Here is a 23,454-nt window from a genome sequence, read left to right on the forward strand (position 1 = left end):
CCCGGGCGGGAAAGGCTACGACCCGGTCTTGCGCCAGGTCGAATCGGGGTTGAACGAGGTCATCGCCGGCGCGCGTTCCGGCGTGCGCGACCCCAGGTCCTTCTCGAACACCACGCCGTCGTGGTTGCAGACGAAGGTCATCACGCCCGACACGCCGTACCGCGCCGGCCAGGCGACCAGCGCGAATCCGCCGATCATCTTCCCGTTGACGATGTAGTCGTACGCGCCGCCCCGCGCGTCCTTGCCCTGCCGGGTCAGGATCTTGTAGCGATAGCCGTGGAACGCGCTGCCGCCTTCGCTGCGCTTCGATGCGGCATCGCCCTTGGCGTAACCCTGCGCACGCGCCGCGCCGACCAGCGGACCGAGCGGCGAGGGCGGCTCGCCGGCCGCGGTCGGCCAGTAGAGACCGTCCTTCCGGCCCGGGCTCGACAGGAACTTCTGCGCATAGGCCATCACGCCGTCGCGATCGCGGTCGCGCAGGACGTACTCGCGCTGCGCGTCGACGTAGGCGAGGCACACCTCGATCGCGGAAAACTCGTTCTCGCCGATGCGGCGGTTGATCACCTCCTCGGCGCCCGCCTTCGCGTCGAACCGCCAGCCTCCCGCGCCCTGCACGAGCGGGAACGGGAACGGCGTGCCGTTCGGGCCGACGAGTAGCGTCGCCTTCGTGTCGCTCCCGGAGCGATCGATCGTCATCGCCTTGTCCCATGACGAGACGAGGTCGTTGCGCATCGCGTCGTCGGCGACGCGATCGCCGCTGAAGATCACCGCGCCCGAGCCCGGGCCCAGCACCGCGTAGATCGACCGGAGGTCGTCGGACTTGACCGCGTCGTAGAGAGCCTTCGCCGCGTCCTCGGGCGACGCGTACGTCTTCTGCGCCGGCAGGTTCTTCGCCGGCGCGGGCCTGGCCGCGGCCTGCGCGTGAGCGTGCGGGGCCGCGAACGCGAGCGCCAGCGCACACGCTGCCGTCGCGGCCAGGCGCAACGCCCGAGGATGCCAGGATCCGCTTGCGTCGGTCGCGACCGCAGCGAGCACCGCGCGTGACGCGCGCGAACGGGAGCGCAGGTTCATGGTGTCGAGGAACTCGTGAACGGTGGTCATCGTGGCCTCCTTGCGTCAGCGACGACCGCCGCCGCCGCGTCCGCCGCCACCACCACCGCGCGCGCCGCCGCCTCCTCCGCTCATCGACGAGCGGCTCGACGCGCCGCGGTTGCTGTAGCTCTGCGTCTGCGCACGGCTCTGCCCCGAGTTGAACGAACCCGCTCCGGACGAACGGTTGTAGCTGCCGCCGCCACCACCGAACGACGAGCCGCCGCCGCGATCCATCGTGCCCGCGCCCGCACGATCGCCGCCGCGGCCGGCACCCGGACCGTCGCCGCGGTCGATGCCGCTCGCGCGATCCATCGAGCCGGCGCTCGGGCCGGCGCGATCGCCTGCACCTCCCGGCCGGTCCATCGTTCCTGCGCTCGCACCGGCGCGGTTGCCGGCGCCCGGCCGGTCCATCGTGCCCGCACCGGCGCGATTGCCCGCGCCTCCGCCGTCGTAGCCGCGGTAGTCGCGGCGTGCCGAGGCCGCTCCGGGGTCCGACTTCGCGAACTTGTCCCGCGTCCCCTGGTCGCGGTAGGCGACGCCCTTGCGCTGGTTCGCGTTGTGCTGCCAGTTGCCGTTCTGGACCTTGTTCTTGAACTCCGCGTTGTTGTTGTTCCGCACGAAGTTGTTGTCGACGTCGATGTTGATGTCGTTGTTGCCCCAGTGCGGCGACGCCCAGCAACAGGCCGATCCGACCGCGACGCCGAGGCCGAACCCGATGAGTCCCGCACCGACGCCGTAGCCCGGGTAGTAGTAGGCCGGCGGCGGCCAGTAGTACGGCGGGTAGGCCGGCGCCCACCACGTGCCGTAGACCACCGACGGGTTGTAGGTCGGCACGTAGACCGTCTGCGACTGGGCCGGCTCGATGATGATCGTCTTCTCCTGCTGGACCACCTTCTGCTGCTCGCTGCTCTTGAGGTTGCCCGACGCCATCGCCTTGGCGCGCAGCCCCTGCACCGTCTTCATCACGGCCGCCTCGTCCGCGAGCACGGCGTCGCCGAGTTCTTGCGTCCAGTCGAGCTTGTCGTTCATCATCTCGAGGACCTGCGGGTACGCGGTGAGCGATTGCACCGACGGATCCCAGTTCTTCGCCTCGGCCGCCTTCACCATCGCCTCGCCCTTGAGTTCCTTGTTCGCCTTGACGAAGCGGGACGCCTCGACGACGTCGAGCGGGTAGGTCGACGCCATCAGCGTCTGGACGAGCAGCGAGTCGGGGTAGAGCGCGATCGGCGCGAGGAGGCTGTCGAGCTTGTCCTGCGGAATCGCAGGCTGCGTGCCGCTCGCCTTGGCCGGCGCGGCGCCTTGCGCGGTGGCGGGGGTCTGCGCGCCCAGCGGTGTTGCCGCAGCGACGCACAGCGCCGCGGCCAGGGCGACGAAACTTCTGGTGATCCGGTTCATCGGTGCTCCCGGGGCGCGCATCGGCGCCCGTCTGCGTCGGACCTCGCACGCGCGAGAGGCTGAAGCTGACGCCCGCCGCACGCGCGCGCCTCGCAGTTCTCGACAACGGGATCGGGAGGCGCCGGGCGATGCGGGATCCGCCCGGCTGGGCTACCATGCTCCCGACGCCCCTGCGAAACCCCGTGGACGCCGCCCGCTTCGCCTCCGAGATCGAGACCCACCGGCGCTACCTGCTGCGCGTCGCGCAGCTCCAGTTGCGCGACCTCGACCTCGCGCAGGACGTCGTGCAGGACACGCTCGTCGCCGCGCTGGCGGGCGCGGGGAGCTTCGACGCGCGCTCGAGCCTCAAGACCTGGCTCACCGGCATCCTCAAGCACAAGATCGTCGACGCGATCCGGGCGAAGCAGAAGGCGCCGGTCCCGCTGGCCGCGCTCGACGACGAGGGCTCGCTCGACGACTTCGACGCGCTGTTCCGGGGAAACGGCGCCTGGGAGACGCCGCCCGCCGACTGGGGCGACCCGGAGGCTGCGCTCGGGCAACGCGAGTTCTTCGACGTGATGGAATTCTGCCTCGAGAAGCTTCCGCCACAGACCGGGCGGGTGTTCGTGATGCGGGAGGTCATGGGCCTCGAAACCGGCGAGATCTGTAAGGAACTCGCGATCACCGCGAATAACCTCTGGGTGATCCTGTACCGCGCGCGGATGGCCCTGCGCGTCTGTCTCGAGGAGCATTGGTTCGGCGCTGGACGTTCGCGCCCGGCCTGAACACAAGACCGGCGATGAGACGCCTTCTCGGCCACCTGTTGATGTGCAAGGAAGCGACGCGCCTGGTCTCGCGCAGCCAAGACGCGGAGCTCACGTGGTTCCAGCGGTGGCGCCTGCGCGCCCACCTGTCGGCGTGCGCCATGTGCGCGCGCTTCGACGCGCAGATGCGCTTGCTGCGCGAGGCGATGGAGCGCTACCGCTCATGAGCGCCTCGCCCGCCGGAGGCGCGACGATTCTCGTGAACGGTGTCGCGCGCGCCCTGCCGCGCGAGGCAACGGTCGGCGCGCTGGTGCGCGAACTCGCGCTCGAAGGCAAGCGCATCGCGGTCGAGAAGAACGGCGAGATCGTGCCGCGCAGCCGCTACGCCGGAACGGCTCTCGCGCCCGGCGACCGGCTGGAGATCGTCGGCGCGGTCGGCGGAGGGTAGGCGCGCGCCGCGGGCGTACAATCGCGGCATGAACGCCCCGCAACACGCCGCGATGGCCGACCCGCTCGTGATCGCCGGGCGCGCGTACCGCTCGCGGCTCCTGGTCGGCACCGGCAAGTACCGCGACTTCGGCCAGACGCGCGAGGCGATCGACGCGTCGGGCGCCGAGATCGTGACCGTCGCGATCCGGCGGACCAACATCGGGCAGGACGCGCATGCCCCGTCGCTGCTCGACGCGTTGCCGCCTTCCGAGTTCACCTATCTGCCGAACAGCGCGGGCTGCTACAACGCCGAGGACGCGGTGCGCACCTTGAGGCTCGCGCGCGAACTCCTCGACGGTCACAGGCTCTGCAAGCTCGAGGTGCTGGGCGACAGGGATTCGCTCTACCCGGACGTCCGCCAGACGATCGCCGCCGCGGAGACGCTCGTCCGCGACGGCTTCGACGTGATGGTCTACACCTCGGACGACCCGATCGTCGCGCGCGAACTGGAGGCGATCGGCTGCGTGGCGATCATGCCGCTCGCCTCGTTGATCGGCTCGGGCATGGGCATCCTCAACCCCTGGAACCTGCGGCTCATCCTCGAGCAGGCCAAGGTGCCGGTGCTGGTCGACGCGGGCGTCGGCACCGCGTCGGACGCCGCGGTGGCGATGGAACTGGGCTGCGCGGGCGTGCTGATGAACACCGCGATCGCGCAGGCGCGCGAACCGGTGCGCATGGCGCGCGCGATGAAGCTCGCGGTCGAGGCCGGCCGCGAGGCGTTCCTCGCCGGGCGCATGCCGCGCAAGCTCTACGCCGGCAGCCCGAGTTCGCCCACCGCAGGCGTCATCGGATGATCGCCCGCCCGAGGCGCGCGCTCGCCGTCGCGGCGATCGCGTGCGTGTCCGCGGCCGCGCTCGCGCTGCCTCCGTCGCGCGAGGAAGTCGTCAAGTGGTGCACCGACGCCGACGACATGGCGCACTGCGGGCGCCTGATCGAGGCGCAGCAGATGAAGCGGCTGCCCGGTCTCGCGAAGCGCGAGGGCGTCGACCTTCGAATCGCGCTCTTTCCCAGCGGCACCGCGACGTTCACCGACGTCGAGAACCCGCTGCAGCCGCTCTCGTACAGCTTCTACGACACGATCGACCCGATCAACGGCGTGCTGGTCTTCAAGACCGACGGCGAGAAGGCGACCTTCGTGCTGCTGCAGCGCACGAGCAACCGCACGACCGACCTGCCGTCGGAGCCGAAGCTCTCGCCGGACCGCCAGCACCTCGTGACCGCCGACTTCTGCGCGTCGGACTGCGCGAACGAACTCGCGATCTGGCGCGTCGCGCGCAACGGCGTCACCAAGGCGCTCGTGTTCCGCACGACCGACGACTGGACCGACGCGATCCCCCGGTGGAAGGACACCGAGACGGTCGTCGTCGACTACCAGCCGGCCGGCGGCGGCCCGCGCCGCACCTTCGAGCGCAAGCTGTCGGCAGGCGGCTGGCTCGAGCCGCGCTAGTCCGCGCATGGGCGGCGCCGACTCGACCGGGCCCGTGCATCATCGTCCGGTCCGCAGTTTCGTGCTGCGCCAGGGCCGCCTGTCGCCGGCGCAGGCGCGAGCGCTCGAGAACCTCGCACCGCGCTTCTGCCTGCCGTTCGCGCAGGCGCCGATCGACTTCACCCGCACGTTCGGCCGCCGGGCGCCCATCGTGCTCGAGATCGGCTGCGGCATGGGCGAGACGACCGCCGCGATCGCCGCGGCGCAGCCGGGCCTCGACTTCGTCGGCGTCGAGGTGCATGGCCCGGGCGTGGGCGCGATCCTCAACCGCATCGAGCAGGGCGCGCTCACGAACCTGCGCGTGATCCAGCACGATGCCGTGGAGGTGGTCGACGCGATGATTCCGCAGGCCTCGCTCGCGGGCATCCACGTCTACTTTCCCGATCCCTGGCCGAAGAAGCGCCACCACAAGCGCCGTCTGCTGAAGCCCGCGTTCGTCCATGCGCTCGCGCTGCGGCTCGCGCCGGGCGGCTATCTGCACGCCGCGACCGACTGGGCGCCGTACGCCGAGGAGATGCTCGCCACGTTCTCGTCGGAGCCGCTGCTCGCGAACACCGCCGAGGGCTACGCGCCGCGTCCGTCCTGGCGGCCGCAGACGAAGTTCGAGACGCGGGGCCTGAAGCTCGGACACGCGGTGTTCGACCTCGTGTTCAGGCGGAACTGACCATCGGTAACCGACGCGCGCCGGGCACGGCAGGCGTGCCACCGATGATTCCCGGCTACCGGGGCGCGACGATGCGCTCGAGCGACTGCCTCGCGGCCGCGCGCGAGAAGTGGCGCCGGACATTGACGACGCCGGCCTGCGAGAGCTGCATCCACGCCGCCCTGTCGTCGTGCGCACGCACGATCGCGTCGGCGAAGGCTTGCGGTGATTCCGCCAACAGCACGTCCTCGCCGTCGACGAGGTGCATGCCTTCGACCGCGGCCGGCGTCGCGACGACCGGCACGCCGTAGCTCATCGCGAGATTGACCTTGCCCTTGACGCCGGCGCCGTAACGCAACGGCGCGACCGAGACGCGCGCGGACCCGAACAGCGGATCGAGATCCTCGACGTAGCCCGCGATCACGAGGTCGGGCGCGGCCAGCGCGCGCACGCTCGCGGGGGGGTCGGCGCCGACGATGGTCGTGACGACGCCGGGCATCCGGGCGCGCAGCAGCGGCAGCACTTCGCGCGCGTACCAGGCGACGGCGTCGGCGTTGGGCGGGTGCCGGAAGCTGCCGATGAACACGATGCCGCGGCGCTGCGCGAACGTCTTGCCGCGCGAGCGGGGCTCGTGGATGTTGGTCAGCACCTCGACCCGCGCCGAGGGCACGAGCCTCGCGAGCAGGTCGCGCTCGACCGGCGACACGACGAGCGTCAGGTCGGCGCGCCGCACCAGGTCGAGCTCCTGCTCGCGCTCGCGATCCGAAGCCGGCTGTGGTGCGCCGTCCTTCGCTTCGAGCTCGGAGCGCCGCTCGTTGCGCAGGAAATGGAGGTCGACGGTGTCGAAGACCACGCGCGCGCGCGGCGCGAAGCGGCGCACCGAGGCGAGGTGCTTCGCCGCGACGTAGTGGCGCGACAACACGACGACGTCGAATTCGCGCCCGCGCTTCGCCAGCAACTCCGGAATCGAGCGGACCCACGGCCGCGACAAAACCTCGACGCCCGCCTCGCGCAGCGCCGACACATAGGGCTCGCGGAACTCGAGGTTGTCGGCGACGAACGTCGCCTTGGCACCGAGTTCGACCAGGAGTTCGAGGATCGCCTGCATGCGCATCGATCCGGAATCCCGGTCTGGGGTCAGCATGTTCGCATCGATCACGAGCACGCGCGCGCGCGCGGCGCGGTCGGCCTCGAGCGAGGGCGCATCGCCGTTCGAGCGGTGGCGGGCGAGAACGTCCGCCCAGCGCTTCGCGAACACGGCGCGGTTCGTCGCCTGGTGTCTCTTCGCGCCCGCGGTCTCGTCGGTGCCCGACGTGGTGCCCTCGAAATGCACGACGGACGCACCCGGCTGGTACCAGACCGAGCGGCCCGCCGCGCGCACCTTGAACGCGAGGTCGGTGTCCTCGTAGTAGGCGGGCGCGTAGGCGGCGTCGAATCCGCCGAGCGAGGCGAACAGGTCGCGGGGAATCGCGAGGCAGGCGCCGGAACAGTAGTCGACGCGGCGCGCGTAGTTGAACTCGGGCCGGTCGGGGTTCGCGCCGCGGCCGTGGTTCCACGCCGACCCGTCGCGCCAGACGATACCGCCGGCTTCCTGCAGCCGGCCGTCCGGGTAGACGAGTTTCGCGCCGACGAGCCCGGCGTCGGAATGCCGCTCGAAGGTGCGCGCGATCGCGTCGAGCCAGCCTGCGGTCACGATCGTGTCGTTGTTGAGGAACACGAGGTGCGCGCCGCGTGCTTGCGCAGCGCCGAGATTGCACGCCGCGATGAACCCGCCGTTCGTCACCGCGCGCAGGACGCGCACGCCGGTGACCGGCGCGAGCGCGCGTTCGAGCGGCTCCGGCGAGGCGTCGTCGACCACGATCACCTCGACGTCGTCGTGACGGACGGTCGCGTGCACGCTCTTCAGGCAGCTGAACGTGGCGAGCGGCTCGCCGTACGCCGGCACGACGATCGTCGTCGACGGCGACGCCGACGGCCGGAACGCGAGCGGCGCGATCGCGGATTCCATCGCGTAGCGGCGGCGATGCGCCGGCGGGACGTAGCCCGGTCCGCGCAGCTTGTCGGAAACCCGGCGCAGCAGCGCCACCGGTCCCTGCTCGCGCAGGATCGTTGCGGCGGTGGATGCCTGCCGCGGCAGTTGCCGGAAGGCCGACGGCAATGCCTGGAGCCGCGCGTGGGTAACGCGCGAACGTCCGAGGGCCTTGCGCAGCGGCGCGGTGAGTCTCCAGCTCGTCGAGGATTCGAGCTCGGCGATGCGTTCGCGCGCCGCCGCGAGATCGCGCTCGACCGCGCTCGCGTTCCCGGGAAGCGCGGACGGCGCGGCGTCCAGCAGGGCCGCGCGGCTCACGAGTTCGGCGCGCGCCTCCGCCTCGCCGCACAACGCGCCGGCGCGCACGAGCGCGGAGAACGTCATCATCGCGCCGGCGTCGGCGCGCGGCGCGAGGTGGCGCGGTTCGAGCGTGGGCATCGGACCGGGCGCACCGGAAGGCGCGGGGGCCCACCCCGCGGCGAGTCTCGAGGCGTAGTCGCGCCACGACACCGGCGTGCCCCTCGATGGCGACGGCGAGCCGGCGCGCGCGCCCGCGGCCGCGATCAACGCGTCGTTCCACGCGGCCGCCGTGGCATCCCAGGCGACCAGCGTCGCGACGGGGATGCCGGCGAGGCGCTCGGTGAACGCGCCGAGCGCGGACGCGACGATCGGCAGCCCGGTCGCGAGCGCGGCTGACAGCGTGTACGACCAGGTCTCCGGCCACTGGGCGGGGAACATCCAGACATCGAGCGCCTCGGATGCGATCAACTGCGGCAGTTCCGCATCCGAGTACTCGCCCGCGAGCGACAGGCGCCCCGCGGGCAGCGGCGGCAACGGCGCGCCGCTCGATCCCAGGATGCGAAACGCGAGCGGCAGGCCGCGCGCTTCCGCGTCGCGCGCGCACGCGACCGCCACGTCGAAGCCCTTGTCGCGCGAGAGCTTGCCGATGAGGCCGACGCGGAACGCCGCCGGCCGGGCATCGAACGACGCCTCCGGATGCGGCCAGACCTCGATCGCCGCGTCGGGAAAATGTCGCGCGAAGCGCGCCGCGGTGTCGCGCGTCGGCGCGATCACCCGCGCACCGCGCGCGAACGTCGCGCGAAACGCGTCGCGCCAGGCGGCGATGTCGAGCGGCCACTGCGCGGGTCGCCGCGCGAGGCACGCGTCGCAGCCGGCCTCGTCCGGTTCGCCGCAGTAGCGGCCCTCGCCGCGGTCGAGGTGGTAGCGCGGGCACCAGGGGTACGCGTCGTGCAGCGTGACGTCCTGCGACACGCCGAGCGCGCCGGCGATGTCCAGCACTTCCTGCGGCAGGCCGTCCACGTGGTGCAGGTGGACGTGCGACACGGCCAGCGCACGCAGCGTCGCGATGAGCGTGTCGCGATCGCCGGGCAGGTCGAACGCGAGGTCGAGATTCGCGCCTTCATGGACCCGCGCGAGGCGAACCGAGCCTCGCCCGCCCGGGCGGAGCGTCAGGACCTCCGCGCGATCCTCGAGCGCCGCGCGAAGCTCGTCCACGTGGCGCCGCACGCCGCCCGCCCAGCCGTGGGTCACGAGCAGGATGCGCCGTCGCGGCGAGCGCGCGAGGGCGGCGAGCGTGGCGGAGACGTCCGGCATCGAGGGTGGGAGCGCGTAGCCTCGCCCGTGCGGACCGGGCCGAGGGGGCGATTGTATCGAGCCCGCCCGGGAGGCGGCGCCTCAGCGGTCGACGAACGACACGACGACCGGCTGGTGATCGGACAGGCGGGTGTCCGAATCGACCTCGGCCGAGCGCACGCGTCCCGCGATCTCGTCGCTCACGAAGACGAAGTCGCAGGCGACCGGCTCGGATTCCGGCGTGTAGCGGTCGTGGACGTTGAAGGTCGCGGGCTGCGGCGTCGCTCCGTGGACCAGACGCCATGCGTCGTGGAAGCGCGAGGTGCCGTCGTCGAAGGGCGCGAGCATCCGCGCGTGCTCCGCGTCCTGCGGACCGAGGTTGAAGTCGCCGGTAACGAGCGTCGCCTTCGGCATCGCGAATCGGCGGAACGGGCCGTCCTCGCGATCGGTTCCGCCCAGCCGCGCGTGCGCGTGGGCCTCGGCGTGTATCTCGCGCAGGCGCGCGACCTGCGCCCTGCGCTGCAGCGGCGACCAGTACTCGAGGTGCGTGGTGATCACGCGCACGGCGCCGAAACGCGTCGTGACCACGGCCTCGACCGCGACGCGCGGCATCGACGGCACCGAAGGATCTGCCGGCCACGGCAGCGAGTGCCTGCGCACGGTCCCGACCGGGAGCCGCGACGCGATCGCGTTGCCGAAGCGCCGGCGGCGCCCGTTCGGGCCCGGGTGATCGGCGCCGGCACCATGCACGATCGTGTAGCCGGGCAGGAGCTCGGAAAGCAGCGCGAACTGGTCGCGATCGTCGTTGCCCGCGAGGCCGGGGTCGGGAAAGTGGTCGGCGACCTCCTGCACGCACAGCACGTCGAAATCGGCGAGCGCTCGCGCGTGCGCGATCACCCGCGCCGGGTCGACGCGGCCGTCGAGGCCGCGGAACCACTGCACGTTCCAGGTGACGACGATCATGCGTTCACCCGCGGCCTCGACGGCTGCGCGCCACGCGCGCTTCGGGGGGAGGTCCCCCGCGTCCGACGGGCCGCCCCGAGGACGCGGTGCCCCCTGGGGGGAGGCGCGCAACGCGCGCTTCGGGGGGATGTCATCCCGTGCTATCGAATGCCGGCACGCATGAACGACGCGACGAATTGCCGCTGGAACAGCAGGAACGCGATCAGGAGCGGCGCGGTCGTGAGCAGCGTCGCCGCCGTGATGATCGACCAGTCGATGCCCTGGTCGGTCGACGCGAACACCTGCAGGCCGACGGTCACCGGGCGCGACTCGACCGAGTTGGTGATGATGAGCGGCCACAGGAAGTTGTTCCAGTGGTAGCTCACCGAGACGAGCGCGTACGCGAGATAGGTCGGGCGCGCGAGCGGCACGTAGACCTTCCAGAGCACGGCGAGCGGCGAGCAGCCCTCGACGCGCGCCGCCTCGTCGAGTTCGCGCGGTATCGTCTTGAACGTCTGGCGCAGGAGGAAGATGCCGAACGCGCTCGCCATGTACGGCAGCCCGATCGCGAGGATCGTGTCCTTGATGCCGAGCCAGGTCATCGTCCGGTAGTTCTCGACCAGCAGCACGTCCGGCATGATCATGAGCTGCACGAGCACGAGCGAGAACAGCAGGTTGCGCCCGGGAAACTCGAAACGCGCGAACGCGTAGGCGGCGAGCGTCACGAGCACGAGCTGCGCGGCCAACACCATCGTCACCAGCAGCACGGTGTTGACGAAGTAGCGGGCGAACGGCGCCGCCTGCCAGGCCTTGACGAAGTTGTCGAGCGTCAGCGGCGCCGCGAGGACGAGGCGAGTCGAGAACTCGGAAGGGTGGAACGCCGTCCAGAACGCGTAGAGCAGCGGCAACACCCACAGAAAGCCGAGCAGCCACGCTCCTGTGGTCTCGAGGCCGCGGACGAAGCCCCGCGAGTCGTAGACGTGCGTCGTGGCTTCCATCGGAGGATCAGCGCCGGCCCGTCGGAGACGGCGCAATGTCTGGGCAGGTCATCTGTAGTGCGTCCGGCGCTCGAGGACGAAGAACTGGATGAGGGCGGTCAGGCCGAGGATCGCGAGCAACACCATCGTGAGCGCTGCGGCATAGGCCGAGTCCCAGAACCGGAAGCCGATCTCGTAGATGTAGTAGAGCAGCAGAGCCGTAGCGTTGTCGGGCCCGCCGCGCGTCATCACGACGATGTGGTCGACGAGCCGGAACGCGTTGATCACCGCGTTCACGAGCACGAACAGCGTCACCGGCATCAGCAGCGGAAAGGTCACGCGGCGGAAGAAGGTCCAGCGCGACGCGCCCTCGATCGCCGCGGCCTCGGCGAGGCTCGGCGACATCGACTGCAGCGCGGCGAGGTAGAAGATCATGAAGAACCCGGCTTCCTTCCAGATCGTCACCGCCATCAGGCTCGCGAGCGCGGTGGACTTGCTGCCGAGCCAGTTGTGGCTCGCGAAGCCCAGCCCCTTCGTCACCTGTTCGAGCAGCCCGTACTCGGGCGTGTAGAAGAACATCCAGATGTTCGCCACGGCGATCATCGGGAGCATCGTCGGCGTGAAGTACGCCAGCCGCAGGAGCCCGCGGCCGGCGATCTTGCCGTGCACCCAGGTCGCCATCAGCAGCGCCAGCGCGATCGACAGCGGGATCGTGCCGAGCGCGTACCAGAAGTTGTTCTGCAGCGCCTGCCAGAAGATCGGGTCCTCGACCAGTTGCACGTAGTTGTCGGCGCCGACCCACACCGAGGGACGATTGCCCTTCGGCGTCGACAGGAAGCTGTGCCACAGGTTGGCGAAGGCCGGGTAGTGCGTGAACGTGACGAGCAGGATCATCGCGGGCGCGATCAGGAGCCACGCGTAGATCCACTCGCGCGTGCGCGTCATCTCATGGCCTTCGCGTCGGCGCGCGCTCGGCGCGGGCTGCCCCGGGGCAGCCCGCGCCGTGACGCTTCGCCGGTCAGCGGAACGGCCGCAGCAACCGCTCGGCCTCGCGCTGCGCGTCCTTCATCGCGACTTCCGGCGTCTTCGTGCCGGTGAGCGCCGCCTGCAGGCCGTCGTTCAGCGCCTTGGTCACGCGCTGGTTGTCGTGCGTCGAGAGTTCCGCCTTCGCGTACGGCAACTGGTCGCGCGCGACCGCGGCCGGCGGGAATCCGGCGACGTAGGCCTTCATCGCCGGCGTGTCCCACGCGTCCGCGCGCACCGCGACGTAGCCGGTGTCGATGCCCCACTGCGCCGCGCGTTCCGGCGTGGTGACCCACTTGATGAACTTGAACGCGGCCTCGCGCTGCGCCGGCGTGGACTTCTTGAACAGGTAGAAGTTGCCGCCGCCGGTGGGGCTGCCGCGCTGCTTGCCCGCGGGCAGCATCGCCACGCCGAAATCGAACTTCGCGTTGTTCCGGACGTTGGTGAGGTTGCCGGTCGTCGTCCACATCATCGCGACCTTCTTCTCGAAGAAGTCCTTCGGCGTCGTGCCCCACTCGACGATGCCCTCGGGATGGACCTTGTATTTCTTCACCAGGTCGACCCAGTACTGCAGGCCCTCGATCACCTCGGGCCGGTCGTAGTAGGTCTGCGTGCCGGTCGCATTCATCAGGTTGGTGCCGGCCTGGATCGCGAGCGACTGGAACAGCCAGTAGGGGAAGCCCGACGACGGGATCTGGATGCCCCAGGTCGTCACGTTGCCCGAGGCGTCGCGCCTGGTGAGCTTCTGCGCGTACTCAACCTGCTCCTTCCAGTTCTGCGGCGGCTTGTTCGGGTCGAGGCCCGCCTCCTTGAAGAGTTCCTTGTTGTAGTACAGGACGACGGTCGAGCGCTGGAACGGGATGCCCCAGGTCTTGCCGCCGGTCTGGCTGTTCTCCATGAACGCCGGGTAGAAGCTCTTGAGCCAGGCGCGATCCTCGGGCGTCTTGACCAGGTCGTCGAACGGGACGATCGCGTCCTCGTCGATCAGCGTGTACATGTCGGTCGACAGCAGGATCGACGTGACCGGCGGCTCGCCGCTCTTCACCGCGGTCAGCGCCTTGGTGATCGAATCCTGGTAGGTGCCGGTGTAGATCGGCTTCAGCTTGACCCCCGGATTCTCCCTCTCGAAGTCCGCGGCGAGCTTGTCGATGATCTTGGTGATCGGGCCGCCGACGGCGACCGGGTAGTAGAACGGCACCTCGACCTGCGCGAGCGCGATCGACGGTGCGATCGCGACGAGCGCGGCGAGCGCGAGCTGGCGGAAGCGGCGAAGCATGACGGGTCCTCCTTGACGTGCGGTGCGAATCGGCATCAGGCGAGCATCGTCTCGCCGCGGGTTCGGCCGGCAGGCGCGGTCCTCGCGCCGTCCGCTCCGAAGTGGTGCTGCGCGCCGCCCGACCATTCGAGCGACACGTCGTCGCCGCGCGCGAGCGCGGTGCTGCCGGCGACGCGCACGGCGACCGCCGCGCGGCCGGCGCGGCAGGCGACGAGCGAGTCGCCGCCCAGGTACTCGACGCTCTCGACGGTCGCGGGCAGGCCCCGTCCGCGCGCGGCGAACCGGAGATGCTCCGGCCGCACGCCGAGACTCCCGCCGGCGCAATCGCGCGGCAGCAGCGCGGGGCCTTCGGTGCCGTCGACGACCGCGCCGCCGGCGCCCTCGACCAGCGGCAGCAGGTTCATCGGCGGCGTGCCGATGAAGCGCGCGACGAAGGCGTTGGCCGGAGATTCGTAGAGGTCGACGGGCGCGCCGTTCTGCTCGATGCGCCCGCGGTTCAGCAGGATCACGCGGTCGGCCATCGACATCGCCTCGACCTGGTCGTGCGTCACGTACACCATCGTGATGCCGAGCTTGCGTTGCAGCGCGCGGATCTCCTGGCGCATTTCGGCGCGAAGCTGCGCGTCGAGGTTCGACAGCGGCTCGTCCATCAGGCAGACCGGCGCGCGCGCGATGATCGCGCGCCCGAGCGCGACGCGCTGCTGTTGCCCGCCGGAAAGCTGCCCCGGCTTGCGGTTGACGAGGCCCGCGAGCCCGAGAAGGTCGGCCGTCTCGGCGAGCCGGCGCGCGCACTCCTCCTGCGCCACCTTGCGCACGCGCAGGCCGAACAGGATGTTCTCCGCGACCGACAGGTGCGGGAAGAGCGCATAGGACTGGAACACCATCGCGATGTTCCGCTGCGACGGCGGCAGGCGCGTAACGTCGCGTCCGTCGATGCGTATCGTGCCCGCATCCGCGATCTCGAGTCCCGCGATCAGGCGCAGCGTCGTGGACTTGCCGCAGCCGGAAGGCCCGAGCAGCACGTTGAGCGTGCCGGCGTCGAGCGAGAACGACAGGTCGTCGACGGCGCGGACCTTGCCGTCGCCGGTCGTCCAGTGCTTGCTTGCGCCTTCGACGACGATCGCGGACACGCGGGAGGATCCGTTCTCATGGGGCGGCGGCGCAGGGTCCGGCGGCGCCGGGCCGCGAGGTCCGCGGCCTGCCGGCGATGATAGCAAAGGCTCCGGCGCCGCGAACGCGCCGCGTGACGACGGCGTCCGCTCCGCGTACGATGCCTGCGCGGCCGGCCACGACCGTTCCCCCGCATCCCCCACAAGACCCGCAAGGAGCACCAGATGAGAATGCTTGCCCTCGGCGCCGCGATGGCGACCGCCGTGATCGGACTCGCCGGTTGCGCGACCCCCGCCGCGACCGGCATCGACAATTCCTCCATCGGCCAGAGCGCCTTCCGCGAGCACAAGGCGACCTACGGCCTCGTGTTCCGCCTGCCGAAGGACGTGACCGACGTCCTCGACAGCAAGATCTATCCGCCGCTGCGCGAGCGGCTGATCGCGCTCGGACTCGTCGACGAGGCGCGCACGTTCAATCTGCAGCACGTGACCTCGGTCCACATCCACAATGCGGATCCCGGCACGCCGCGCCGGATGCTGGCCGCCCTGAAGAGCGTGCCCCCGGTGGTGCCCGTGACGCTCAAGAACTTCTACCTGACCGAGGCGGCCGCCGGCGCCGGCGCGCCGTGGTGGTTCGACCTCGGCATCGTCAAGAGCGGCAAGGGCTACGAGGCGCTGATGGCCTACAACGTCGTCGCGACCGCGGCGCTGACGCCGCTGCGCGACGGGCCGCTGCCGCGCGTGACCGGCCCGGTCTACGCGAAGATGGGCGAGGCCGCGCGCGACCTCGTGCGGACGGTCGGCGTGAGCGGGGTGAACGTGATGAAGGACGGGAAGCCGACTTCGTCGCACAACCCGCACAACACGCTCGTCTACAGCATGACGCCGTACGACGCGCGCATCCAGGCCGCGATGAAGCCGGTCGCCGACGAGATGAACCGGATCCTGCCCAACGGGATTGAAACGACCTTCCGCGACGTCTCGATCGTCGAGATCGGGTTCATGGGCAACGTCGTGCGCGAGTTCTACCGGATCAGCCTCGTCGACGGCACCGCCTGGGACACGACCAGCGGGCGGCCGGTGAAGCTCGGTCAGTAGCGACGCGGCGCGCGTCGGGCCGCGATCCCGCGATCCCGCGATCCCGCGGTCCGGCGCGCCGGCGGCGCCCGGCAGGCGCCGGACGCCCGGAGTCAGCCGAACAGCGCGGCGAGCCCGGCGCCCGGGTCGGGCACGCGCATGAACGCCTCGCCGACGAGGAACGCCTGCACGCCGCGGCTTCGCATCAGCGCGACGTCCTTCGGCAGCGTGATGCCGCTCTCGGTGACCACGCGCCGGCCCGCCGGGATCTTCGGCAGCAGGTCGAGCGTCGCGGAGAGCGACACGTTGAACGTCTTCAGGTTGCGGTTGTTGATGCCGATGAGCGGCGTGTCGAGGGCGAGGGCGCGTGCGAGTTCGCCCGCGTCGTGCACCTCGACCAGCACCGCCAATCCGAACTCGCGCGCCCGCGCCTCGAAGCGCGCGAGTTGATCGTCGTCGAGCGCCGCGGCGATCAGGAGGATCGCGTCGGCGCCGAGCGCGCGCGACTCGGCGATCTGGTACTCGTCGACGATGAACTCCTTGCGCAGCACCGGCAGCGAGCACGCCGCCCGCGCCGCGACCAGGGTGTCGTTCGAGCCGTGGAAGTACTTCGCGTCGGTCAGCACCGACAGGCAGGTCGCGCCGGCGCGCTCGTAGGAAGCCGCGATGGCCGCCGGTGCGAAGTCCTCGCGCAGCACGCCCTTCGACGGCGACGCCCGCTTGATCTCGGCGATCACCGCGGGCCGGCCCGAGGCGATCCGCGTCTCGATCGCGCCGGCGAAGTCGCGCGGCGGCGGCGCCGCGCGCGCCGCGGCGGCGACCTCGTCGAAGGGGCGCGCGAGCTGCGCGGCGATGACCTCCTCCGCCTTGTCGGCGACGATCCGCGCGAGGAAATCGGAGCGCTTCGCGTCCATCGCGGCGCTCATGCCTTGGCGCCGAGTTTCTGCGTCGTCGCGACGAACGCCTCGAGGCGCTCGCGCGCCTTGCCCGACGCGATCGCCGCGCGGGCGCGCTCGATGCCTTCGCCGATCGAGCCCGCGACGCCGGCCGCGTAGAGCGCGGTCCCCGCGTTCAGGACGACGATCTCGCGCGGCGTGCCCTCCACGTTGCCGAGCGCCTCGAGGATCATCTCCTTCGACTCGGCGGCGTCGGCGACCTTGAGGCCGCGGTGCGACTTCATCGCGAGCCCGTAGTCCTCCGGATGGATCTCGTACTCGCGCACCTCGCCGTCCTTGAGCTCGCCCACCATCGTCGCCGCGCCGAGCGAGACTTCGTCCATGCCGTCGCGGCCGTAGACGACGATCGCGTGCTTCGAGCCCAGCCGCTGCAGCACCCGGACGTGGATGCCGACGAGGTCGGGGTGGAACACGCCGATCAACTGGTTCGGCGCGCCGGCCGGGTTGGTGAGCGGGCCCAGAATGTTGAAGATCGTGCGCACGCCCAGCTCCCGGCGCACCGGCGCCGCGTGCTTCATCGCCGCGTGATGCGACGGCGCGAACATGAAGCCGACGCCGGTCTCGCCGATGCACTTCGCGATCGCCGCAGGCGGCAACATGATGTTCGCGCCGAGCGCCTCGAGCACGTCGGCGCTGCCCGACTTCGACGACACCGAGCGCGCGCCGTGCTTCGCCACCCGCGCGCCCGCCGCCGCGGCGACGAACATCGCGGCGGTCGAGATGTTGAACGTGTGCGACGCGTCGCCGCCGGTGCCGACGATGTCGACGAGGTGTTCCGCGTCGGGCACTTCCACCCGGGTCGCGAACTCGCGCATCACCTGCGCGGCCGCGGCGATCTCGCCGATCGTCTCCTTCTTCACGCGCAGCCCCACGGTGAGGGCCGCGATCATCACCGGCGAGACTTCGCCGCTCATGATCCTGCGCATCAGCGAGAGCATCTCGTCGTGAAAGATCTCGCGGTGCTCGATCGTGCGCTGCAGCGCGTCGGACAGGCTGATGGTCATCGCAGGCTCCGGTGAGGCCGCTACGCGGCCTCGAGGAAATTGGCGAGCAGGTGCCTGCCGTGCTCGGACAGGATCGCCTCGGGGTGGAACTGGACGCCCTCGACCGGCAGCGCGCGGTGGCGCACGCCCATGATCTCGCCGTCGTCGGCGCGCGCGGTGACTTCGAGCGCCTCGGGCAGGCTCGACGGTTCGATCGCGAGCGAGTGGTAGCGCGTCGCCGTGAACGGCGAGGGCAGCCCCGCGAACACGCCGTGCGCGTCGTGCTCGATCGGCGAGACCTTGCCGTGCATGACCTGCTTCGCGCGCACGATGCGGCCGCCGAACGCCTGGCCGATCGCCTGGTGGCCGAGGCAGACACCGAGGATCGGGACGCGCCCGGCGAAGCGCTGGATGATCGGCACCGAGATGCCCGCCTCGCCGGGCGTGCAGGGGCCGGGCGACACGACGATCCGATCCGGCGACCAGGCCTCGACCTGCTCGAGCGTGATCGCGTCGTTGCGGTGCACGTGCACGTCGGCGCCGAGCTCGCCCAGGTACTGCACCAGGTTCCAAGTGAAGCTGTCGTAGTTGTCGATCATCAACAGCATGGCGTTTCGCGCCGACGCTCGCCCGCCCGTCAGCGATCGGAGTTGACGATCGACGCGAGCGCGCCGGCGGTGCCGACGGCGAAGATCGATTTCACGTTCCCGTCGCCGAACGCCAGATCCGCGATCGTCAGCGCCACGGCGCCTGTGCCCGGATCGCGGAAGGTCACGGTGTTGGTGCCGGCGACGATCGGCAGGTAGAGCGACGCCGCGCCCGCGACGAGCGCGGACACGAGCTTCGTGTCGCCGACGAAGACGTCGTAGGCGGCGGTGTCCGAGCTCGCGTTGACGAACCGCACGCTGGCGGCGCCGGCGACCGGCAACCGGTTGTCGTCGAGGAACGCGAGGATGCGCGTGGCGCCGGGCAGTCCCAGGACGACGAGCGTCGACTCGCGGGCCGAACCGAACTCCGCCTGCAGCGTCGCGATCGCCGCGCCGGGCGTGCTCGTCGCCTGGGCCGTGACCAGGCTCGAACCGGCGGTGATGAACTCGTAGGTGGTCGAGGTCGCGTAGGCGAGCGCCGACGCCACGGAGGTGTCGGCGATCGAAACGTCGATGGCGCCGGTCTGCACCGCGCCGTTCACGATGCGCGCCGAGGCGACCCGGTTCGGCAGCACCGCCTGGGTGCCGCCCTCGTTCACGTCGAGCTGCATGCCCTGCGGCAGCGACGCGGTCCCCAGCGTGTAGGCGACGAAGTCGGTCGACAGGTTGCCGCCGAACACCTGCGGGCCGGAGTCGTAGACGACGGACTTGGTTCCCGCGACCGCCAGGCGCACGCTGTAGGTGCCGATCGAGAGACGGAGCGCGATCGTGGACGAGCCGCTCTGCAGGTTGGAGAAGTTCGGCGACAGGTTGTCGTCGACCGGGATCGCCGGATCGGCGATGTAGATGTCGAACGCGGGCAGGCTGGCGGCGACGTTGACGACGCGGAACAGGAAGTTGCCGTCGCCGGCGTTCGACGAGGTGTCGGGCGCGACCAGCGCGAAGGTGAGCGCGACCGTGCCGTAGGACAGCAACGTGTAGGCCTGTTCGCCCGCGAGGCTGATCGTCACGTTGGCGACTTCCTGGCCGAGGGTGGTGGCGAAGAGCTGGAACGTCGTCTGCTCGTTGTCCAGTTCGACGTAGGGCGTGACCTGTTCGAACGCGACGCCCGACCAGAGCGTCGAGTCGCCGACGCGCACGTCGATTCCCGGGCTGTCCACCGCGAGGTTCACGAACCGGACGTCCGCGGGCGTCGGCGGGAAGTAGTTGATCGTCCGCACCTTGCATCCGGCGAGGACGACCGGGGCGGAAGCGGCTGCGACGATCAGGCGACGGCGGGTGACCATGGGCGTGTGCGATCCGGGGCGGGCGATTCTGCGCAATGATGCCATAGGGGAACGGGCCGCCCGGTCACGCCGGAGCGTCGAGACCCGCCTCGACGAGGTCCGCCGCGCGCATCAACGCGCGCGCCTTGTTGAGCGTTTCCTGCCATTCGCCCTCGGGCGTCGAGTCGTGCACGATGCCGCCGCCGGCTTGCGCGTAGAGCATGCCTCCGGCCAGCACGGCGGTGCGCAGCGCGATCGCGGTGTCCATGTCGTCCTGGAACGAGAGGTAGCCGACCGCGCCGGCGTAGACGCCGCGGCGCGACGGCTCGAGCTCGTCGATGATCTCCATCGCGCGCACCTTCGGCGCGCCGGAGACCGTGCCCGCGGGAAACGCCGCGCGCAGCACGTCGAGACTGTCGAGCCCGGGCTTCAGCGTGCCCTCGACGTTCGACACGATGTGCATCACGTGCGAATAGCGCTCGACCACCATGCGCTCGGTCACGCGGACCGACCCGGTCGTCGCGACGCGCCCCACGTCGTTGCGGCCGAGGTCGACCAGCATCACGTGCTCGGCGATCTCCTTCGGGTCGGCGAGGAGTTCCGCGGCGAGCGCCTCGTCGGCCTCGCGGTTGCGGCCGCGCGGCCGCGTGCCGGCGATCGGCCGCAGCGTGACGTCGCGCCCTTCCTTGCGCACGAGGATCTCCGGCGAGGCGCCGACCACCTGGAAGTCGCCGAACTCGTAGTGGAACATGTAGGGCGACGGATTGATCGAGCGCAGCGCCCGGTAGAGCGAGATCGCCGGCGCGGCGAACGGTCGCGCCATGCGTTGCGAGATCACGACCTGCATCACGTCGCCTGCCGCGATGTACTCCTTCGCGCGCGCGACCGCCGCCTTGAACGGCAGCTCGCCGAACTCGCTAGAGGCCTCGGTGCGCGCGAGCGCGGCCTGATAGGGAATGGAGACCGGGACGCGGAGCTTGCGCCGCAGTTCGTCGAGCCGCGCGACGCCGCGCGCCCAGGCGTCCGGCGTCTTCGGATCCGCGTACACGATGAGCGAGATGCGGCCGGCGAGGTTGTCGACGACCGCGAGTTCCTCGGTCAGCACGAGCAGCATGTCGGGGATCGCGGCGAGCCCGGGCGTCGGCGGCTTCGCGGTGTGCGCGAGCCGGCGCTCGATGTGGCGCACCGTGTCGTAGCCGAAGAGACCCGCGAGGCCGCCGCAGAAGCGCGGCAGGTCGGGCAGCGGCGCCGCGCGGTAGCGCTTCATGAAGCCGCGCACGAACTCGATCGGATCGCCTTCGTGGCGCTCGACCACCCGGTCGTCCTCGCTCACCTCGATCGCGCGGCCGCGCGCGGCGATGCGCGTGCGCGCCGGCAGTCCGATGAACGAGTATCGCCCGAAGCGCTCGCCGCCGACGACCGATTCGAGCAGGTAGGTGTCGCGCGTGCCGGCGAGCTTGAGGTAGAGCGACAGCGGCGTGTCGAGGTCGGCGAACGAGGCTTCGACGAGCGGGATGCGGTTGTAGCCTCGCGCGGCGAGCGCGCGGAACTCGGATTCGGTCAACATGGACGGCCCCGGAGTCGAGGGTGCTGCTCGGTGCTGCTGTCGTGGGCGTCCTTGGGGAGAGCGCGGACGCCGGGCGCGGGCGGCGGACTAGGAGCGGCGCCAGCAGCGCCACGCGCCGGTGCTCGGCCGCCACGCGACGGCGCGGCGGACGGAGGGGACGAAGGCGGCGGGGTTCATCGGGGACCTTGCGGTCGGCGGCGCGAAAGGAGGCCGGGCAGTTCGCCGAGGGAATCGACTATAGCATCGGCCGCCAGGTCCTGCACGGTCCGGCCTTCCCGGTAGCCGTAGCTCACGACGGCCACCGGCGCGCCGGCGGCGCGCGCACAGGCGACGTCGTTCGCCGAGTCGCCGACCATCAGCAACCGCCGGACGTCGACGCGAAGCCGCGCGGCGACGAGTTCGAGCGGCGCGGCCGCGGGCTTCTTCGCCGCGGCATCGTCGCCGCCGACGATCGCGTCGAAGGTCACGCCGAGCGGCGAACGGTCGAGGTGCGGCGCGACGAACCGCGTCGCCTTGTTGGTCACGATCGCGAGCGGCAGGCCCGCCGCGTGCAGCCGGCCGAGTCCCTCGACGACGCCCGGGTAGGGCGCGGAGCGCTCGCCGAGCGTCGCCTCGTAGTGCGCGAAATAGCGGGCCACGATCGCGTCGAGTTCGTCGTCCGCGGGCGGCCTCCCGCGCGCGAGTTCGAAGGCGCGGCGCGCGAGGTGGGGGATGCCCTTGCCGACCAGGTCGCGGATCGTCGCCTCGGGCAGCGACGCGCAGTCGGCATCGACGAGCGTCGCGTTCATCGCGTGCGCGAGGTCGCCCAGCGTGTCGAGCAGCGTGCCGTCGAGGTCGAACGCGACGGCATCGACGTCGAAGCGCCTCGCCTCGACCGCCGCGGCTCCGGGCGCGCGGCCGCCTTCGGCGGTCACGCGGCGGCGGCCGCGCGCAAGGCGGCGATCGTCGCGCGGTAATCCTTCGCGCCGAAGATCGCGCTGCCCGCGACGAAGGTGTCGGCGCCGGCCTTCGCGATCGCGCCGATGTTGTCGACCTTCACGCCGCCGTCGACCTCGAGCAGGACCTCGCGCCCGGAACGCGCGCGCTCGGCGTCGACGAGCGCGCGGGCCCGCGCGAGCTTCGCGAGCGTGTGCGGAAGGAACGACTGGCCGCCGAAGCCCGGGTTCACGCTCATCAGCAGCACGAGGTCGAGCTTCGGCAGCGTCCAGTCGAGCCAGTCGAGCGGCGTCGACGGATTGAAGACGAGTCCCGGCCGGCAGCCGGACTCGCGGATGAGCGCGATCGTGCGGTCGACGTGGCGCGACGCCTCGGGGTGGAAGCTGATGAACGTCGCGCCGGCCCGCGCGAAATCGGGCACGATGCGGTCGACCGGCTCGACCATCAGGTGCACGTCGATCGGCGCGCCGCCGGCGTGCGGACGGATCGCCTCGCACACCAGCGGCCCCACGGTCAGGTTCGGGACGTAGTGGTTGTCCATCACGTCGAAGTGCACGAGGTCGGCGCCCGCGGCGACGACCGCGCGCACCTCCTCGCCCAGGCGGGCGAAGTCCGCGGACAACAGCGACGGCGCGATCCTGCAGGTCGTGGTCATGGCCTTCGTGGTAGTGTACCGAGTCGCGATTGCTCGGGGAAACGGCGCCAGCGCGCGCGAATCAGACGATGCAGGATGCCCGCTACGGCATGAGGATCGAGCCGGTCGTGAGCTACGTGGCCGACCAGTCCGATCCGTCGCGCCAGCAGTTCGTGTTCGCGTACACGATCCGCATCACCAACGTCGGCACGCTCGCCGCGAAGCTCGTCTCGCGCCACTGGATCATCACCGACGGCGAGCACCGCGTCCAGGAGGTGCGCGGCGAGGGCGTCGTCGGCAAGCAGCCGACGATCGCGCCGGGCGAGACCTTCGAGTACTCGTCGGGCGCGAGCATCGCCACGCCGGTCGGTACGATGCGAGGCAGCTACCGGATGGTCGCGACCGACGGCTGCGAATTCGACGCGCCGATCGAGCGGTTCACGCTGTCGGTCCCGCGCACGCTTCACTGATGACCGTCGCCGCGGTCGCGCTGGCGTTCGCGCTTCTGCCGCCGGCGCAGCGGCGCGACGGTCCACCAGACGATCGCCACGGCGATCATCAGCGCGACGAGCGATTCGAGGTAGATCCATGC

At 71.0% G+C, this 23,454-nt stretch carries 23 protein-coding genes; 8 read left to right on the forward strand and 15 right to left on the reverse strand.

Annotation, left to right across the window (positions count from 1 at the left end; genetic code table 11):
- Window positions 1-15 precede the first annotated feature (15 nt).
- Together HS109_11825 and HS109_11830 are read right to left on the reverse strand one after the other, a co-directional pair.
- The gene (locus tag HS109_11825) at window positions 16-1,101 is read right to left on the reverse strand and encodes a DUF2950 domain-containing protein (protein MBE7523060.1); all 1,086 of its coding nucleotides are present in this window, start codon (window positions 1,099-1,101) and stop codon (window positions 16-18) included.
- Window positions 1,102-1,116: 15 nt separating this feature from the next.
- The gene (locus HS109_11830) at window positions 1,117-2,487 is read right to left on the reverse strand and encodes a DUF3300 domain-containing protein (protein ID MBE7523061.1); all 1,371 of its coding nucleotides are present in this window, start codon (window positions 2,485-2,487) and stop codon (window positions 1,117-1,119) included.
- Between the two features lie 155 nt (window positions 2,488-2,642).
- On the opposite strand from HS109_11830, the gene HS109_11835 reads away from it, so the two are divergent.
- From HS109_11835 to trmB, 6 genes are read left to right on the forward strand one after another with little or no spacing between them, the layout of a single operon-like run.
- Entirely contained in the window at window positions 2,643-3,251 is a 609-nt protein-coding gene (locus HS109_11835) for a sigma-70 family RNA polymerase sigma factor (GenBank protein MBE7523062.1), read from the forward strand.
- A 35-nt stretch (window positions 3,252-3,286) separates the two neighbouring features.
- Window positions 3,287-3,457, forward strand: a complete 171-nt coding sequence (locus HS109_11840) for a zf-HC2 domain-containing protein (protein MBE7523063.1) — start codon at window positions 3,287-3,289, stop codon at window positions 3,455-3,457.
- Entirely contained in the window at window positions 3,454-3,678 is a 225-nt protein-coding gene (gene thiS, locus HS109_11845) for a sulfur carrier protein ThiS (GenBank protein MBE7523064.1), read from the forward strand. The genes HS109_11840 and thiS overlap by 4 nt, the downstream gene beginning before the upstream one ends.
- 52 nt (window positions 3,679-3,730) lie before the next feature.
- The gene (locus HS109_11850; GenBank protein MBE7523065.1) at window positions 3,731-4,513 is read left to right on the forward strand and encodes a thiazole synthase; all 783 of its coding nucleotides are present in this window, start codon (window positions 3,731-3,733) and stop codon (window positions 4,511-4,513) included.
- Window positions 4,510-5,166 (forward strand): hypothetical protein, encoded by a 657-nt coding sequence (locus HS109_11855; GenBank protein MBE7523066.1) that lies wholly within the window; start codon window positions 4,510-4,512, stop codon window positions 5,164-5,166. The genes HS109_11850 and HS109_11855 overlap by 4 nt, the downstream gene beginning before the upstream one ends.
- 7 nt (window positions 5,167-5,173) lie before the next feature.
- A complete protein-coding gene (trmB, locus tag HS109_11860; GenBank protein MBE7523067.1) occupies window positions 5,174-5,869 on the forward strand; it encodes a tRNA (guanosine(46)-N7)-methyltransferase TrmB in 696 nt (231 codons plus the stop codon).
- A 55-nt stretch (window positions 5,870-5,924) separates the two neighbouring features.
- Here trmB and HS109_11865 read toward each other — a convergent pair whose 3' ends face one another.
- From HS109_11865 to HS109_11890, 6 genes are all read right to left on the reverse strand, one after another.
- Window positions 5,925-9,491 (reverse strand): glycosyltransferase, encoded by a 3,567-nt coding sequence (locus HS109_11865; protein MBE7523068.1) that lies wholly within the window; start codon window positions 9,489-9,491, stop codon window positions 5,925-5,927.
- Between the two features lie 81 nt (window positions 9,492-9,572).
- Window positions 9,573-10,433, reverse strand: a complete 861-nt coding sequence (locus HS109_11870) for an endonuclease/exonuclease/phosphatase family protein (GenBank protein MBE7523069.1) — start codon at window positions 10,431-10,433, stop codon at window positions 9,573-9,575.
- Between the two features lie 140 nt (window positions 10,434-10,573).
- Entirely contained in the window at window positions 10,574-11,410 is an 837-nt protein-coding gene (locus HS109_11875) for a carbohydrate ABC transporter permease (protein ID MBE7523070.1), read from the reverse strand.
- Window positions 11,411-11,458: 48 nt separating this feature from the next.
- Complete coding sequence (locus HS109_11880) at window positions 11,459-12,334, reverse strand: sugar ABC transporter permease (protein MBE7523071.1); 876 nt, start codon at window positions 12,332-12,334, stop codon at window positions 11,459-11,461.
- Between the two features lie 73 nt (window positions 12,335-12,407).
- On the reverse strand, window positions 12,408-13,688 hold the full coding sequence (locus HS109_11885) for an ABC transporter substrate-binding protein (protein MBE7523072.1): 1,281 nt from the start codon (window positions 13,686-13,688) through the stop codon (window positions 12,408-12,410).
- Window positions 13,689-13,723: 35 nt separating this feature from the next.
- Window positions 13,724-14,818 carry an ABC transporter ATP-binding protein gene (locus HS109_11890; protein ID MBE7523073.1) on the reverse strand — a complete coding sequence of 365 codons (1,095 nt, stop codon included), beginning with the start codon at window positions 14,816-14,818 and terminating at the stop codon, window positions 13,724-13,726.
- Between the two features lie 204 nt (window positions 14,819-15,022).
- On the opposite strand from HS109_11890, the gene HS109_11895 reads away from it, so the two are divergent.
- Window positions 15,023-15,895 carry a hypothetical protein gene (locus tag HS109_11895; GenBank protein ID MBE7523074.1) on the forward strand — a complete coding sequence of 291 codons (873 nt, stop codon included), beginning with the start codon at window positions 15,023-15,025 and terminating at the stop codon, window positions 15,893-15,895.
- A 92-nt stretch (window positions 15,896-15,987) separates the two neighbouring features.
- On the opposite strand, the gene trpC is transcribed toward HS109_11895, so the two are convergent.
- From trpC to rpe, 7 genes are all read right to left on the reverse strand, one after another.
- Entirely contained in the window at window positions 15,988-16,788 is an 801-nt protein-coding gene (trpC, locus tag HS109_11900) for an indole-3-glycerol phosphate synthase TrpC (GenBank protein ID MBE7523075.1), read from the reverse strand.
- Between the two features lie 8 nt (window positions 16,789-16,796).
- Window positions 16,797-17,834 (reverse strand): anthranilate phosphoribosyltransferase, encoded by a 1,038-nt coding sequence (trpD, locus tag HS109_11905; GenBank protein MBE7523076.1) that lies wholly within the window; start codon window positions 17,832-17,834, stop codon window positions 16,797-16,799.
- A 20-nt stretch (window positions 17,835-17,854) separates the two neighbouring features.
- A complete protein-coding gene (locus HS109_11910) occupies window positions 17,855-18,421 on the reverse strand; it encodes an aminodeoxychorismate/anthranilate synthase component II (protein ID MBE7523077.1) in 567 nt (188 codons plus the stop codon).
- 29 nt (window positions 18,422-18,450) lie between these two features.
- Entirely contained in the window at window positions 18,451-19,746 is a 1,296-nt protein-coding gene (locus HS109_11915; protein ID MBE7523078.1) for a DUF4397 domain-containing protein, read from the reverse strand.
- Window positions 19,747-19,810: 64 nt separating this feature from the next.
- Window positions 19,811-21,292, reverse strand: coding sequence for an anthranilate synthase component I (locus HS109_11920; GenBank protein MBE7523079.1), 1,482 nt, complete (start codon window positions 21,290-21,292; stop codon window positions 19,811-19,813).
- Between the two features lie 173 nt (window positions 21,293-21,465).
- Window positions 21,466-22,206 (reverse strand): phosphoglycolate phosphatase, encoded by a 741-nt coding sequence (gene gph / locus HS109_11925; GenBank protein MBE7523080.1) that lies wholly within the window; start codon window positions 22,204-22,206, stop codon window positions 21,466-21,468.
- Window positions 22,203-22,883 carry a ribulose-phosphate 3-epimerase gene (rpe, locus tag HS109_11930; protein ID MBE7523081.1) on the reverse strand — a complete coding sequence of 227 codons (681 nt, stop codon included), beginning with the start codon at window positions 22,881-22,883 and terminating at the stop codon, window positions 22,203-22,205. Before rpe ends, gph begins: the two co-directional genes overlap by 4 nt.
- A gap of 68 nt (window positions 22,884-22,951) precedes the next feature.
- On the opposite strand from rpe, the gene apaG reads away from it, so the two are divergent.
- A complete protein-coding gene (apaG, locus tag HS109_11935; protein MBE7523082.1) occupies window positions 22,952-23,332 on the forward strand; it encodes a Co2+/Mg2+ efflux protein ApaG in 381 nt (126 codons plus the stop codon).
- Window positions 23,333-23,454: the final 122 nt, after the last annotated feature.

This window comes from Burkholderiales bacterium, from assembly GCA_015075645.1.
GTDB lineage: Bacteria > Pseudomonadota > Gammaproteobacteria > Burkholderiales > Casimicrobiaceae > VBCG01.

Bases quoted from the DNA above. Each gene is read 5' to 3' on its own strand.
- apaG (MBE7523082.1), top strand. From the start codon at position 22,952: ATGCAGGATGCCCGCTACGGCATGAGGATCGAGCCGGTCGTGAGCTAC.
- HS109_11870 (MBE7523069.1), bottom strand. From the start codon at position 10,433: ATGATCGTCGTCACCTGGAACGTGCAGTGGTTCCGCGGCCTCGACGGC.
- HS109_11855 (MBE7523066.1), top strand. From the start codon at position 4,510: ATGATCGCCCGCCCGAGGCGCGCGCTCGCCGTCGCGGCGATCGCGTGC.
- HS109_11830 (MBE7523061.1), bottom strand. From the start codon at position 2,487: ATGAACCGGATCACCAGAAGTTTCGTCGCCCTGGCCGCGGCGCTGTGC.
- thiS (MBE7523064.1), top strand. From the start codon at position 3,454: ATGAGCGCCTCGCCCGCCGGAGGCGCGACGATTCTCGTGAACGGTGTC.
- HS109_11865 (MBE7523068.1), bottom strand. From the start codon at position 9,491: ATGCCGGACGTCTCCGCCACGCTCGCCGCCCTCGCGCGCTCGCCGCGA.
- trmB (MBE7523067.1), top strand. From the start codon at position 5,174: ATGGGCGGCGCCGACTCGACCGGGCCCGTGCATCATCGTCCGGTCCGC.
- HS109_11895 (MBE7523074.1), top strand. From the start codon at position 15,023: ATGAGAATGCTTGCCCTCGGCGCCGCGATGGCGACCGCCGTGATCGGA.
- HS109_11915 (MBE7523078.1), bottom strand. From the start codon at position 19,746: ATGGTCACCCGCCGTCGCCTGATCGTCGCAGCCGCTTCCGCCCCGGTC.
- rpe (MBE7523081.1), bottom strand. From the start codon at position 22,883: ATGACCACGACCTGCAGGATCGCGCCGTCGCTGTTGTCCGCGGACTTC.
- HS109_11825 (MBE7523060.1), bottom strand. From the start codon at position 1,101: ATGACCACCGTTCACGAGTTCCTCGACACCATGAACCTGCGCTCCCGT.
- trpD (MBE7523076.1), bottom strand. From the start codon at position 17,834: ATGACCATCAGCCTGTCCGACGCGCTGCAGCGCACGATCGAGCACCGC.
- HS109_11850 (MBE7523065.1), top strand. From the start codon at position 3,731: ATGGCCGACCCGCTCGTGATCGCCGGGCGCGCGTACCGCTCGCGGCTC.
- HS109_11875 (MBE7523070.1), bottom strand. From the start codon at position 11,410: ATGGAAGCCACGACGCACGTCTACGACTCGCGGGGCTTCGTCCGCGGC.
- trpC (MBE7523075.1), bottom strand. From the start codon at position 16,788: ATGGACGCGAAGCGCTCCGATTTCCTCGCGCGGATCGTCGCCGACAAG.
- HS109_11835 (MBE7523062.1), top strand. From the start codon at position 2,643: ATGCTCCCGACGCCCCTGCGAAACCCCGTGGACGCCGCCCGCTTCGCC.
- HS109_11910 (MBE7523077.1), bottom strand. From the start codon at position 18,421: ATGCTGTTGATGATCGACAACTACGACAGCTTCACTTGGAACCTGGTG.
- HS109_11920 (MBE7523079.1), bottom strand. From the start codon at position 21,292: ATGTTGACCGAATCCGAGTTCCGCGCGCTCGCCGCGCGAGGCTACAAC.
- HS109_11885 (MBE7523072.1), bottom strand. From the start codon at position 13,688: ATGCTTCGCCGCTTCCGCCAGCTCGCGCTCGCCGCGCTCGTCGCGATC.
- HS109_11880 (MBE7523071.1), bottom strand. From the start codon at position 12,334: ATGACGCGCACGCGCGAGTGGATCTACGCGTGGCTCCTGATCGCGCCC.